This window comes from Krasilnikovia sp. MM14-A1004 (genome assembly GCF_047159485.1).
Classification (GTDB): Bacteria; Actinomycetota; Actinomycetes; order Mycobacteriales; family Micromonosporaceae; genus Actinoplanes.
In genome coordinates, this window is the sequence record NZ_AP038773.1 from 470,943 (window position 1) to 484,203 (window position 13,261).

13 protein-coding genes, 1 tRNA gene and 1 pseudogene are annotated in these 13,261 nt (G+C 72.3%); 11 read left to right on the top strand and 4 right to left on the bottom strand.

Annotated elements, in window-relative coordinates:
- The first annotated feature begins 122 nt into the window (after positions 1 to 122).
- Complete coding sequence (locus ACMCNN_RS02295) at positions 123 to 602, top strand: DUF2231 domain-containing protein (RefSeq protein WP_412744514.1); 480 nt, start codon at positions 123 to 125, stop codon at positions 600 to 602.
- Positions 603 to 754: 152 nt separating this feature from the next.
- On the opposite strand, the gene ACMCNN_RS02300 is transcribed toward ACMCNN_RS02295, so the two are convergent.
- Entirely contained in the window at positions 755 to 1,081 is a 327-nt protein-coding gene (locus tag ACMCNN_RS02300; RefSeq protein WP_412744515.1) for a translation initiation factor 2, read from the bottom strand.
- 62 nt (positions 1,082 to 1,143) lie between these two features.
- On the opposite strand from ACMCNN_RS02300, the gene ACMCNN_RS02305 reads away from it, so the two are divergent.
- Positions 1,144 to 1,323 (top strand): hypothetical protein, encoded by a 180-nt coding sequence (locus ACMCNN_RS02305; RefSeq protein WP_130509304.1) that lies wholly within the window; start codon positions 1,144 to 1,146, stop codon positions 1,321 to 1,323.
- 164 nt (positions 1,324 to 1,487) lie between these two features.
- Here the strand turns inward: ACMCNN_RS02305 and ACMCNN_RS02310 are convergent, their stop codons facing one another.
- From ACMCNN_RS02310 to ACMCNN_RS02320, 3 genes and pseudogenes are all read right to left on the bottom strand, one after another.
- Positions 1,488 to 2,090, bottom strand: coding sequence for a hypothetical protein (locus tag ACMCNN_RS02310; protein ID WP_412744516.1), 603 nt, complete (start codon positions 2,088 to 2,090; stop codon positions 1,488 to 1,490).
- Between the two features lie 189 nt (positions 2,091 to 2,279).
- On the bottom strand, positions 2,280 to 2,627 hold the full coding sequence (locus ACMCNN_RS02315; protein ID WP_412744517.1) for an FmdB family zinc ribbon protein: 348 nt from the start codon (positions 2,625 to 2,627) through the stop codon (positions 2,280 to 2,282).
- An 83-nt stretch (positions 2,628 to 2,710) separates the two neighbouring features.
- Positions 2,711 to 3,175: pseudogene (locus tag ACMCNN_RS02320) on the bottom strand (5-formyltetrahydrofolate cyclo-ligase); the annotation flags it as partial.
- A gap of 445 nt (positions 3,176 to 3,620) precedes the next feature.
- Here ACMCNN_RS02320 and ACMCNN_RS02325 point away from each other — a divergent pair.
- The 9 genes from ACMCNN_RS02325 (at position 3,621) to ACMCNN_RS02365 (ending at position 13,242) form a co-directional block, all read left to right on the top strand.
- Positions 3,621 to 5,714, top strand: a complete 2,094-nt coding sequence (locus tag ACMCNN_RS02325) for a diguanylate cyclase (RefSeq protein WP_412744518.1) — start codon at positions 3,621 to 3,623, stop codon at positions 5,712 to 5,714.
- A 50-nt stretch (positions 5,715 to 5,764) separates the two neighbouring features.
- Positions 5,765 to 6,679: a UTP--glucose-1-phosphate uridylyltransferase gene (locus tag ACMCNN_RS02330; RefSeq protein ID WP_412744519.1), complete on the top strand. Its 915-nt coding sequence runs from the start codon at positions 5,765 to 5,767 to the stop codon at positions 6,677 to 6,679.
- Positions 6,676 to 7,977 carry a gephyrin-like molybdotransferase Glp gene (gene glp, locus ACMCNN_RS02335; protein WP_412744520.1) on the top strand — a complete coding sequence of 434 codons (1,302 nt, stop codon included), beginning with the start codon at positions 6,676 to 6,678 and terminating at the stop codon, positions 7,975 to 7,977. Before ACMCNN_RS02330 ends, glp begins: the two co-directional genes overlap by 4 nt.
- Positions 7,977 to 8,615: a GNAT family N-acetyltransferase gene (locus ACMCNN_RS02340; RefSeq protein ID WP_412744521.1), complete on the top strand. Its 639-nt coding sequence runs from the start codon at positions 7,977 to 7,979 to the stop codon at positions 8,613 to 8,615. The genes glp and ACMCNN_RS02340 overlap by 1 nt, the downstream gene beginning before the upstream one ends.
- 158 nt (positions 8,616 to 8,773) lie before the next feature.
- Entirely contained in the window at positions 8,774 to 9,514 is a 741-nt protein-coding gene (locus tag ACMCNN_RS02345; protein ID WP_412744522.1) for a hypothetical protein, read from the top strand.
- Between the two features lie 104 nt (positions 9,515 to 9,618).
- Positions 9,619 to 9,692: transfer RNA gene (locus ACMCNN_RS02350), tRNA-Ala, on the top strand.
- A gap of 1,173 nt (positions 9,693 to 10,865) precedes the next feature.
- The gene (locus ACMCNN_RS02355) at positions 10,866 to 11,144 is read left to right on the top strand and encodes an excalibur calcium-binding domain-containing protein (RefSeq protein WP_412744523.1); all 279 of its coding nucleotides are present in this window, start codon (positions 10,866 to 10,868) and stop codon (positions 11,142 to 11,144) included.
- Between the two features lie 231 nt (positions 11,145 to 11,375).
- Positions 11,376 to 12,698, top strand: coding sequence for a hypothetical protein (locus tag ACMCNN_RS02360; RefSeq protein WP_412744524.1), 1,323 nt, complete (start codon positions 11,376 to 11,378; stop codon positions 12,696 to 12,698).
- A gap of 34 nt (positions 12,699 to 12,732) precedes the next feature.
- On the top strand, positions 12,733 to 13,242 hold the full coding sequence (locus ACMCNN_RS02365) for an NUDIX hydrolase (protein WP_412744525.1): 510 nt from the start codon (positions 12,733 to 12,735) through the stop codon (positions 13,240 to 13,242).
- Positions 13,243 to 13,261 lie beyond the last annotated feature (19 nt).

Consider the following 13,261-nt stretch of genomic DNA (forward strand, 5'->3'; position numbering starts at 1 on the left):
ACCCGGGTATCGCGTGGTGGGGTGAACCAGATCGCGCGCTGGCGCGTAGGCGCAGATAGGTGCGTTCGCGATGCCGGATGCCCCTAAGCTGGCCGCGGGGTCCGATGATCAAGGAGTAGGCCGTGTTCGATCAGGTGAATGGGCTGCCGGTGCACGCCTTGGTGCTGCACGCCGCCGTGGTGTTGGTGCCGTTGCTGGCCCTCGTGTCCGTGGTCTATGCGGTCGTGCCGAAGTGGCGGCCCCACCTCGGCTGGGCGGCCGCCCTGCTGGCCATCGCCGCACCGCTCACCGCCTGGGTGGCGGTCGAGTCCGGCGAGCAGCTGTACAACCGCCTGGTCAAGCAGGGCATGCAGGGGCCAATCCTGGGCATCCTTGCCAATCACATGGACTTCGGCCGTCTGACGATGTGGTTCACGGCGGCGCTCGGGGTGGCCACGCTGGTGATGGTCTTCTTCACGCTCGGCCGTTCGGGCCGGGGCCTGCCGCGCCCCGCGGAGATGGTCCTGGCGATCGTCGTCGTGGTGCTGGCCGCGGTGGCCGGTTACTACGTCTTCCGGACCGGCGACTCGGGCGCCCACGCGGTGTGGGGTTCGGGGTCCTGATCGGCTCCGTCCCGGCCGACATGTGGGGTGTCGGCCGGGACGGCGCTCATGCGTGGTGTCGGCCGGGACGGCGCTCATGCGTGGTGTCGGTCGGGACGGCGCTCGGACGAGCGCTGGCCCTCGACGCGCTTGCGCGATGAGAATCCGGTGTCTCAGACGAGTGCCCGCGCGCAGAGCAGGCACATCAGGATGAGCCCGATCGCGCCCGCCACCAGCCCGACGCCGTAGGTCACCGTCCGGGCCGACCCTTCCTCCTCGTCGAGGGCGTCCATGTCCTGCGCGGGCATGGCCCGAGGCGGGGGTGGCTGGGCGACGGTCGGTGGGCGCCAGTACGCCGGCGGTGGGTCCGTGCGGGGCGGCCCGAGGTACGGGGAGGCGGGCTGTGGCCCCGGTGCCGCCGGATCCGGGTGGGGCTGCTCGGATTCCTGAGCCGGGCGCCGCCAGAAGGCGTCGTCCTCGTTACCGGTCGGGGCGCTCACGTTCACCGACGCTACATGCCCGGCGAACGAGGACGGCGACGGCGCGGCTTACCCTCGTATTCGTGGACATCCTGGAACAGCCCGAACACGATTCCGACGGTGAGCGCACCGTGGACTTCGAGTCCGAGGAGGCGCCGCTGCTGCCGGAGCAGACCCGCGACGACACCGAGCGTGGCTGGGGCGACCGCGAGGACACCAACGACGCGCGCCTGCTGGAGGACCGCCCACCGCACTGGGACTGAGCGTCGCGGCAGACGGCCGGGACTGTCGTCGCGGCAGACGGCCGGGAATGGCGTCGCGGGCGGGCTCCGGACGGGCGGCGCGGGCTCAGGGGCGGCGGTGATCTCGTCGGTGTCAGTTGCCGTGGCGGCCAGTGCCTCGTCCGTGGCCGGACTCTGGCTGCCGGTCAGGACCCGGGACGGATGACTACGGCGTAGCCGGCTCCGGCCGGTGCCGCTACGGCGCGGTCGGCCTCCGCCGGACCGAGCGCGAGTAACAGGCCGCCCCCTGCCGGATCCTCGGGAGCGGTCACCTCCAGCACGAGCGCGCCGCGCGCCACCACGGCCATGTGATCGTCCGGCTGGCCCGTCTCGTCCGGCTGGCCCGTGCCGTGCACCCGGAACAGATCGACCCGGTCGCCCGCGTGCATCAGTGCCAGCGCGGCGGGTTCGGCAAGGCGTACCGGCAGGCCGACAGTCCCCGGGGGAAGGGCAGGCCGACCGCGGGTGGATGCGTGCGGCGTGGCCGTGACTCCCGGCGCACCAGGAGCGGACGTGCCTGCGCCGGTGTCGCGCGCCGCAGACGATCCCGAGGGGCACCCTGGTGCCGGGTCGGACCAGCTCATCAGCGCAGCCGTGGCCAGCAGTGCGGCCGTCGCGGCCAGTCGGATCATGGTGCCGCGGCCCGGCCGCCGCCAGTGCACCGGGTCGAGTCGCGTGTCCGAGGCCTCCCGGCCGCGATGGGACCGGCCGAACGGCCGTTCGTCGCCCCCGCGTTTCGTGCCCACCACGTCGTCGCCTCCCGCCGCCCGGTGCATGGGGCCGGTGCCAGGGGCCCGGTGCCATGCCGTCCAGTGCCACACCGTCCGGACGCGCGGAGCGCCGGAGCGGCTGACGTTAGGCGGGGCACCGCCGATCCGCCGGGCGCCCTGTGGACAACGCGGAGATGTGGAGAACGGTCGGCCGTGGCGCCGGAGCCGCTATGCGGAGGCGGCGGCCGGTGCGCTGGTGCTGGCGGACGAGCTGGCCGACGAGGTCGTCGAGGACGTGCTCGAATCGCTGCTGGACTTGGCGGAGTCGGACTTCGGTGCGTCGGACTTCGCGGCATCCGACTTCGGCTCGGGGGAGGTGGTCGACTTCCCGCCGTTGCCCGAGCGCGAGTCGTTGCGGTAGAAACCCGAGCCCTTGAAGACGATGCCGACGGAGTTGAAGACCTTGCGCAGCTTGCCCTGGCACGCCGGGCACTCGGTCAGTGCCGGGTCGGAGAAGGACTGCACCGCCTCAAGCTGCTCGCCACACTCGGTGCAGGCGTACTGGTACGTGGGCACAGATCCTCCGCGTTGCTCGACAGCCGGACTCACTCGGCGCTGGCACTCGCCGTCACCGAGTGCCAATGCTGCGTCATCGGAGCTTATTTCGTCCACTCCTCGCCCGCCATGAGGGTCAGGCCACCGCTGGGACTGATGGCGGCGCGGACCCGCCGGTCGTGCGCCTCGGCGGGTACGTCCCCCAGCAGCTCCTCGTCGTGCAGCAGCGCCACGGTCCAGGTCGCGGCGGTCACACGGGCGAGCGCGCGGTCGTACGAGCCGCCACCACGACCGAGTCGCCGTCCAGCCCGGTCGACCGCCAGGGCGGGGACGACGACCAGATCCGCCGCCGTGATCGCGGTCACGCCCAGCCGAGGCCCGGCCGGCTCGCGCAGGCCACGGGGCCCGGGCCGCAGCGAGTCCGGCCCGGTGTACCGGGCCCAGTCCAGGTCGCCGTCGTCCAGCAGTACCGGGAGCAGCAGCTCGGCGCCGGCCGGCAGAGCGCGGGAGAGCGCCTCCGGCAGGTCGGGACCGCCCGGCTCGGCCCCGATCGGTACGTAGGCGGTGACCGTCACGGTCGCCGGCCGAGGTGTCGAGACCGGCCTCGCCGGGGAGGTCTGCCGAGCCGGATGCGCCGCAAGCGGCGGGACCTGCCGAGCCGGATCCGGCGCCGCCGAGGGGAGCTGACTTGCGGGCTTTGGGCCTCCCGAGGAGAGCTGACTTGCGGGATCCGGGCCTGGCGAAGGGAGCTGATCTGCGGACTCCGGGCCCGTCGACGCGAGCCGCCGTACCAGGGAAAGGAGTTCCGCCTGGACTGCGGCCGCGGCCTGGTGGCGGGTTTGTTCGGTCAGGGATGCGCGCGCAACCAGCAGCTTTTTGCGGAGCGCAACCTTCAGGGACCGAGATCTTTCCGCTTCAAGGGCGAAATCCGGCATGCAACCTCCTCCTCGAAACGGGCAAACGGTGCACACTATGTCAGCATCGCTCGAAACAGGGCCACCTCCAGGAGGACGTGTGACGCTACGCGGGCGGCTCACAACCGCCTTCCTGGTGGTGGTGCTCGGCCCGGTCCTGCTGGGCTCGGTGTTCGTCGGCATGACCGTGGCCACCGTGCGCCGCGACCGCGCCGTCGAACGGCTCGATCATGCCGCCACCACGGTGCGCACGGCGATCGGTGCGGTGTGCCGTCAACTGCAGGCCGTCGCCGACGCGGTGGGCGTGCTGTCCGCGGCCGACCGGCGGGCGGCGGCGGACCAGCTCATCGCCCGCGGCCTGGCGACCGAGATCACCATCGGCCGGACCGGCGGCGCCCCGCCCGCGCGCTGGCGCGACTGCGCCGACCCGGCCGATGTCGGCGTGGCCGCGATCGCGGCCCGCGCGCAGACGCCCGGCGTCACGGTCGCGGCCGCGCAGGTGCTCGACGCGGCGTTCGTGAACCGGCTCGCCGCATCCAGCGGCGCGGAGGTCACCCTGCTGTCCGGCGACGGCGCCGGGGCCGCGCCCACCCAGAGCACCGAGCCCCCGTACGCCCGGCCGGACGTCGCCGCGCTCGCCGCCGCCCTGCCCTCCGCGGACGGGCACGGAGACGGCCAGGTCCGGCGAACCGCCGACGGCGACCGGTACGTACGCCGGATCGCGCTGGTCCCCGGCCAGCCCCTGCCCCTGGCCGTCTCCGTGCCCGGCGGCGGCCCCACCGGCCTGTACGCCCTGCTCATCGGCGCCGACCTCGCCGTGGCCGCCGTCGCGGTCCTGGTGGCGCGCTGGCTGGCCCGCTCCACCACCCGGCCGCTGGCCGACCTGGTGTGGGCCGCCGGCCGGGTCGCGGACGGCGAGCTGGACACCCGCGTGCCGGTGCTGCGCCACGACGAGCTGGGCCGGCTGGCCAGCACGTTCAATCGGATGACGCGCGAGCTGCGGACGTACGTGCAGGCGCTGACCGCGAGCCGGGACCAGCTCCGCGGGCACCTGGCGATCCTCGGTGACACCCTGTCCAGCACCCATGACGTGCACCGGATCCTTCGGGTCATCCTGCAGACCGCGCTGTCCGCGACCGGTGCCCGCGGCGGCGTCGTGCTGCTCATCGACCCGGCCGAGCATGTGCTGGTGGCGCGCAGCGCGGAGGGCCTGAGCGGGCGCTGGGACGTCCCGGAGGCGGAGCTGCCCGGCCTGCGGGTGCCGCTCGGGGAGGGCGTGCTCGGCACGGTGGCCGCCACGGGCATGGCCCAGCGGGGATCCCACCCGGGCTGCGAACCCCCGTGCCGGACGTACGTCGCGGTGCCCATCTGCGCGCCGCCGACCGTGGGGGATCCGCTCGTGCCGGAGGAGTCCACCGACTCGGCGGCACCGGTCGTGCTGGGGGTGCTGGCGCTCTACGACCGGCTCGGCACGGACGAGTTCGACGACGCCGACCTGATGACCCTGCGGACGTTCGCGGGGCAGGCCGGGGTCGCGGTGCACAACGTGCGGGTGCACGAGGAGGCGCAGCGGCTCTCCCTCACCGACCCGCTGACCGGGCTGTGGAACTACCGGTACCTGCGGGAGTCGCTGCGCCGGGAGGTGGAGCGGGCCAGCCGGTTCGGCCGCATGCTGGCCGTCCTGGTCCTCGACCTCGATCATTTCAAGAACGTCAACGACACGTACGGGCACGCCGCGGGGGACACGGTGCTGGGCGAGTTCGCCCGGCGCATCCGGCTCGGGCTGCGCGAGGTCGACGTGGCGTTCCGGCAGGGTGGCGAGGAGTTCGTGGTGCTGCTGCCGGAGACGGACGGGTTCGGCGCGGCCACCGTCGCGGAACGTCTCGGTGCGGCGATCCGCGACATCCCCGTACCGATAGACCGGCGTCGTGTCGACGCCGCCGACGACGAACCGGTGGACCGCATCCCGGTCAGCGTCTCGATCGGCATCGCGGTCTATCCCGACCACGGCGGGACCGCGCAGGAGGTGCTGGACGCCGCCGACGACGCCCTGTACGCGGCGAAGAACGCCGGACGGGACCGGTACCGGATGGCCGCGCCGGGGGTTTCCCCAGGCCGACCAGGCTGCCCGAACGACCGCGCCACCACCCGGCCGGGTGGCCCGCAGACGCCGCGGCAGAACCGCGGCCGATAGTCTCGCCAATGTCCGGGCACTATCCGAGCGAAGTGTGGGGGGACTCAGAGATGACCACGAACGCGCACGAGAGCGGCCGCCGGGCGGTGAAGGCCGTCATTCCGGCAGCCGGTCTGGCGACCCGGTTCCTGCCGGCGACCAAGGCCGTACCGAAGGAACTGCTTCCCGTCGTCGACCGTCCCGTGCTGCAGTACATCGTGGAGGAGGCGGCGGCCGCGGGCATCACCGACGTGCTGCTGGTGACCGGGCGCGGCAAGACGTCCATGGTCGACCACTTCGACCGGCGCCCGGACGTCGAGGCGCGCCTGGAGGAGAAGGGCGACACCGAGCGGCTGGCCGCCGTGCGCCGCACCAGCGAACTCGCCGACATCTACACCTGCCGCCAGGGTGAGCCCCTCGGGCTGGGGCACGCCGTCGGAGTCGCGGCCTCGCACGTCGGTGAGAACGCGTTCGCGGTGCTGCTCGGCGACGAGTTCGTCGAGCAGGAGCAGCCGCTGCTGCCGGCCATGTTGGACCTGCAGGCCCGTACCGGTGGCATCGTGCTGGCGTTCATGGAGGTCAAGCCGGAGGAGACGTCCCGCTATGGCATCGCCTCGGTGCGGCCCAGCGAGTTCGGCGAGGACATCGTCGAGGTCACCGGCCTGGTCGAGAAGCCCGCGCCGGACCAGGCCCCGAGCAACCTGGCCGTGCTGGGCCGCTACATCCTGCCCGCGACGATCTTCGAGGCGATCCAGAACACCAAGCCCGGCAGCGGCGGCGAGATCCAGCTGACCGACGCGATGGCCACACTGCTGGCCGAGGGTACGCCGGTGCACGGCATTGTCTACCGTGGCCACCGTTACGACACCGGCATGCCGCTGGGCTACCTGCAGGCCGTCGTGCAGCTCGCCGTCCAGCGGCCCGACCTGGGGCCCGAGTTCCGGCAGTGGCTCACCGAGTTCGTCGCCGGGGGTGCGAAGGGATGACCGCGACGGCCGATGCCGAGGCGGCCGCCAACGAGCTGATGCCGCTCGCCGAGTACCTGGGCAGGGTTCTGCGCAGGCTGCGGGCGCTGCCCCCGCTCGACCTCGACCTCACCCAGGCGCACGGCAACGTCCTCGCCGGCGACGTGTACGCCCCGCATCCGTACCCCGCCTTCGACCAGGCGGCGATCGACGGGTACGCGGCTCGCTGGGAGGACCTTGCCGCCGCCGGGCGGATCGGCTCGCACCCCGCGTCCGAGGGTGGTCCTCGCTCGGTGCGGCTCAACGTGGTCGGTGACCTGGGTGCGGCGAGCTGGCGGCCCGTACGCCTGACCCCCGGCACGTGTTTCTCCGTGGCCGCCGGTGCCCCCCTGCCGGTCGGCGCGGACGTCGTCGTGCCGGTGCACTGGACCGACCAGGGCATGGCCACGGTCGAGATTCTGCACGCACCCAAGCGCGGCTCCGGCGTCCGGCGGGCGGGCGACGAGCTGCCCATGGGCCGCCTGCTCGCCCCGAGCGGCACGTACGTGACGCCGCCGATGGTGGCCGTCTTCGCCGCGGCCGGGATCGGGCATGTCGTGGTGCGCCCCAGCCCGCGGGTGGTGGTCGTGGCGACCGGCGACGAGCTGGTCGACGTGGGCCGCCCGAGCCAGCCCGGCCAGGTCGTGGACGCCAACTCGCACGCGCTGACCGCGGCCGCGGTCGAGGCGGGAGCCCTGGCGTACCGGATCGGGATCTGCGACGACGACCCGGAAGGTCTGCGTGGCCTCCTCGAGGACCAGACCCTGCGTGCCGACCTGATCATCACTACCGGCGGCACCGGCACCGGCCCCGGCGACATGCTGCGCCGGGTGCTGGCGCGGCGCGACCCCGGCCGCGGCGCCGTCGAGTTCACAGATGTGGCGCTGTGCCCCGGCACCGCGCTCGGCTTCGGCACGGTCGGCGGCGAAGAGGTGCCGGTGGTCTGCCTGCCCGGCGAGCCCGGCGCGGCGCTGATCGGTTTCGAGGTGCTGGCCCGTCCGGTGATCCAGATCCTCGCCGGTGCCGAGCCGGTCTTCCGGCCCAGCGTCAAGGCGCACCTGCTGGAGACCGTGTCATCGCCGGGCGGCCTGCGCGAGTTCCGTCCCGCGCACGTCGCCGAGCGGCGCGGCGGCGGCTATACGGTGCAGCCGCTCGCCGGTGGGCCGTACACTCTTTCGGGCCTTGCTGAAGCCAATGGCCTGCTGGTCCTCGGCGAGCGGGTCACCTCGGCCGCAGCCGGGTCGACCGTCGACGTGCTGCTGCTCGACCGGAGGCGATGATGCTGGGGTCCCCGCCCGGATGGCCAGCCGTCCTGGCGGACGGGCCGGTGCTGCTGCGGCCGTACCGGCGCGGCGACGCCCGGGCCTGGTCCGAGGTGCGGATCGCCAACCAGACGTGGCTGGCCCCGTGGGAGTCCTCGCCGCCCGGGCCGTGGGCGGAGATGAACTCCACCCGGGCCTACGCGTTCGTCTACCGCGACATGAGACGGGCCGCCCGCAACGGCGACAGCATGCCGTTCGCGGTCTGCCTGCGCGACGACCAGGACCGCGAGCGGCTGGTCGGCCACCTCAACCTCGGCAACATCGTGCGCCGGGCCTTCAGTTCCGCGTACGTGGGTTACTGGGTCGACGCGCGCGTCGCGGGCCGCGGCATCATCCCGACCGCGTTGGCGCTCGCGGTCGACCACGCGTTCGGGCCGGGGCAGCTGCACCGGGTCGAGATCAACATCCGGCCCGAGAACGCACCCAGCCGCCGGGTCGTGGAGAAGCTCGGCTTCCGCGAGGAGGCGTACCACCAGCGCTACATGCACATCAACGGCGCCTGGTGCGACCACCTCGGCTACGCCATGACGAGCGAGGAGGTCGTCGCCGAGGGAGGTCTGCTGGCCCGCTGGCGCAGACTCCGCGCTGTCACATAGCCGACCGCCGATGATCAACTCTGCGTGGCGCGCCCGGCGCGCCGCGCGAATTTCCGCAGCTCCCGCCCGTAACCTCGGGGCGATGGGGACATGCGGTGCCTGGTCGTGCCTGAGCTCGGGCCGACCCTGGACCGCTTCGGCTGACGGGAGGGGTGAGGGTGCCGACCTCGGTGCTCCTCGCCGTCCTCGCCGCGGCCGGGCTGCTCGCGCTCGCACCGGCACTCGTACGCCGGTACGACGCGACCGAGCGCCTGGTCGCGGAGCGGGCGTCGTCGACGGCTCGGGTGCTTTCGCGCCGCCGTCGACGCCGTACCGTGCCCGGACGCCGACCGGTCAACCCGCCGCGCCAGTTCACGGTTACGGTCACGCCCCCGGCGAGTGACCCGCGCCCACTGAAGCTGGTGGCCCCACGCCGCCACGTCCGGCCCGTGCGCGCGCCCCGGCACACGCCCGCGGTCATCCGCCGCCGGCGGGTCTTCGCCGCGCTGCTGCTGCTCAACATGATCGAGCTGGTCGGCGTCCTCGCGGTCGGCCCCGGGTTCTGGATCGGCTTCGCGGTCACCGGCACCCTGCTCGGGGTGTACCTCGTGCACCTGCGCAACCGGGCCATCGCCGACCGGCGCCGCCGCCGCGACGAGGCCCGCGAGGCGGCCTGGCTCGCCGCCCGCCAGGCCGAGGTACGGCGGGAGCAGGCGCGCCGGGCCGCCGCCCGCCGGGAGGCACAGCGCCGACTCGCGGCCCAGCGGGAGGCCGTGCGGCGCGCCGCGATGGGGCTCGATCGCGATCCGTCCGATCTTCCGGCGGCGGTCAATGGGGGCTCGGTGTCGTACCGGCGGGCCGGTGGGCTGCGCGGGCGGGCGTACGAGGCGGGCGGGCGGGGATCCGGGTACCCGGCCTGATCTCTGGCTGCCGGTCCTGATCGATGGAGTACGGCGCGCCGGGAGGGGTGGTTCGCGAGGCGGGCGGGGAACCTGTTAGCCTTGCTGCGGTCCTACGGGGCCAAGGGGCTGTGGCGCAGACCGGTAGCGCACCTCGTTCGCATCGAGGGGGTCAGGGGTTCAAATCCCCTCAGCTCCACCCACAAAATCGCAGGTCAGAGGGCCCAGCCGCATCCAACGGCAGGGCCTTCCTCTGTTTGACGTCCGATCTCGGGAGCCGTCTGGGGCCGGGAGTCGCCGCTGCTCGGGAGCCGGTAAGTGATCTCCATTCCCCGACCGCCTGTGCACGGCGTGCCCGACTGGTGACGCTGTGCTCAGGAGTCGGACGATTCGGCCGATGGATCTGCCATGCCGCTCCGACGACTCGTGCTGCTGTGTGCCGCGATAGCCGCCTCGATGGCTCTCGCGGCGTGTGGTCCCGACGACTCGGGGGCCGCAGGGAGGGGCCCGGGCGGACCTCCGCCACCATCCCAGTCGGTCGATGGGGCACCCGTACCGGTGCCGTCGGGAGAGGTCGTCGCGCCGGACGGTGGGACCGAGACGTGCGTGGATACGCCGGGCGAACCCACCTGCGCCGGGGTGCTGGGCCCGGACAACATCCAGGTCGCCAGCTGAAGCTGCAGGAACACGCCCTCGAAGCCGCGATGTTCCTTGCCCGCCGAGGGCGTGCACGAGTTCGCAGATGAACGCACTTCACTGAAGTGCGGCTTCGCCGCGCCGATCCTGCCACCCGGGCTGCGGCCCCGGCGATAGATCGACCAGGGGACAGAATCGGGAAGGGCCGCAGATGCAGCCGCGTTGCCCGCTCGGACGGTCCGTACCAGGGCGCACAGCACGCACCCTCCCGTCTGTCGTATGAGGACGGCCAGTACGCTCCGGCGCCGTGTTCAGGGGTCCCCGGCCAGCGTCGCGCACGGGATGCTGCCGACCGGCCGGTCATGGCAGTCGATCGTCGGCGGTCTGACAACGGTCCTGTCGGCCGTCGTGCTGGCCATGCTCTAGCACCGACGCTCTCCCCGGCCGGTTGTCGGCCCTCCTCCACCCTGTGACCGGACGACCCGGTGCTCGGATCCTCTCGATGACCGTGCGGCGAATACCGCAGGGACGACCGGCCGCCATACGCGCCTGTGTCGCTACGGACCCGATCCGCGTTGTCCTTCACCCTGCCCATTTGCCGCATGTGTCGCGGCGTCGACGCACCTTATGTTTGATCGCTTGCAGCGATCCGATGCAGGTCTTCGGCCTCACTTCATTCCAAGCTGGTCGGTCGGTGGCCCACGGTCTGAAACGAGGCAGAGCTGAGGGGACAGGAATGACAGACACATTGGTACGCGGAATCGCGCTCGCCGGTCTGCTGGTGAGCGGATCCCTTGCCGTGGCACTTCCGGCCGACGCCGCCGCCGTTCCGACGTACCGGAACTGCACCGCCTTGAACCAGAAGTACCAGCACGGCGTCGGCAGGAAGGGTGCCCACGACAAGGTGCGCGGCAGTTCCAAGCCGGTCACGAACTTCACCGTGAACACCGCGCTCTACAACGCGAACAAGAAGATGGACCGCGACAAGGACGGCGTCGCCTGCGAGAAGCGCTGAGGGCCGACCGCCCCGGCGGGGGCATCCGAACACCAGGGTCGGAGGGCAGCAGGTCCGGCTGCCTGAGCAGCCGGACCTGACTCCCGCGCCAGACCCGCCGGGCAGCGCCGTTCCACCTCAGTGGACGCGGCGGGCGGCCTCGATGCCGATCGGTTACCTTGAGCGCATCGGGGCCGACGTACAGTTGTCGCCGAACGGGCTTCGAGCGCTATCCGACATCGGCAGGTGCACATGCCTCCAGTTCCGCAAATGTTTTCAGATTGGTACGACTCGGTCAGGCAACGCGAGCTGATCACGAGTTCGTCCGTCCGCACGGATCTCGATCCGACGCTGCGGTGCACGGTGCTCGGACAGATGCGATGGGACGCCATCCGCAGCCCGGGGCGCATTCAGTCGTACGCGCAGCTGCTCGATGGTTGGATCATGCACCTCGTGGCCAACGACCGTATTCTGGACGAAATTGGCGTCCTCGACGAAGGCGGCCATACCGTCCTTCCGTTCGAAGTGGCCAATTACGGCTTCTCGGTCGAGTCCTCTTTGGTCGACATCGCCCATCGCGGATTTCTCTTCTCATCGTTGCCCTTGCGGGAACGTGACCGCCTGCTCGTCCAGGCGAAGATCGCCGAGGCCGGCGACGACGAGGTGGAACGGCGTCTCGACCAGTACGGGGTGGCCCACGGGGTAGCGAGCCTGCTGCAGCAGGCCGGCGTCCCCGCGGAGGACTGCGCCCGCCTCGCGGCGGCCTGGCAGTTCTGGATCGACCAGGAGCGCGCGGGCGCGTTGCGCAGCCGCCAGGCGCGCACGCTGTGCGACGACGCCGAGTCGCTGGCCGCCGAGGACTTCCACGCGTTGCCGCTGCGGACGCCGGCCGGCGGATTCATCCGCGAACGGATCGTCTCGGATGCCACCCGGGACCCCCACACGAGGATCCGGCGGCGCAGCCTCGTGTACGCGGAGATCGCCCATCTGGACGCCAGCAACCTCGGCGATGAACGCGCGGACGCGATGACGCTCAAGTCCGCCTTCAACCGTTGCTACCACCGCACGATCGCCCGCAGCGAGAACGCCATGCTCTACCTGCACGAGGCGGATGGTGGTGCCCGGGGACTGCGCCGCCGCATCGCCGAGCGGGAGGCCCGCGCGAGCCACGCGGCCATCTTCCCGGCCGGATACCTCGAACTGCTCGGTGGGATGTCCGCCGAACGCTGGCAGCAGTTCATGAGCCAGATCCGTGGTGAGCTGCGGCAGTGGTGGCAGAGCTGGGACGTGCAGGCCCTGCAGGAGATCGGTGATCGGCTGGGCCGGGAACGGCATCCCGATGTCGGCTCCCGCGCCGAGGGCCGCAAGGCGATGACCGCCTTCGCGTCGATCGGTGGCAGCGCGGCCGGTGCGTTCGCCGACCCCAACCTGACCGGTGTCACGCTCGGGGCGGGCATCGGCCTGCTGGCCTGGATCGTCACGGAACCGGGCGTCGAGGCGCTCGGGCGTGCGCTGGCCGATCGCCGGCAACTCTACGATCTGGTCGAGGTGTGGCCGGGAGTCTCCGCCAACTGACGGCGCCGGAATCCTCGGCGGCTAAGGTGGGCCCGTGCCCGTCTCGCCATACATTGCCCGGCTGCGCGCTCATGTCGGTCATGACCTGCTGATGCTGCCCGGGGTCAGCGCCGTCGTCCGTGATGCCGCCGGGCAGCTTCTGCTCGCCCGGCGCAGCGACAACGGCCGCTGGTCGTTGCCCGCCGGCATCATCGACCCGGGCGAGCAGCCCTCGGATGCCGTCATTCGCGAGGTGTTCGAGGAAACCGGTGTCCACGTGGAGATCGAGCGGGTCGGCGGTGTCGCCACGCACCCGGTGGTCTACCCCAACGGCGACATCTGCGAGTACCTGAACGTGTGGTTCCGGTGCCGCGCGGTCGGCGGCGCGCCCCGCGTCGACGGCGACGAGTCACTGGAGGTCGGCTGGTTCGCGCCGGACGACCTGCCGCCGCTCGACGACTGGGCCCGGCTGCGGATCGACACCACCCGAAACGCCGACGGCCCGGCCTGGCACGTCCAGCCCGGCGAACGGCACCCCGCACTCGTGCAGCCCGACGCCATCTAGCTGCCGGGGTTGCGCGCGG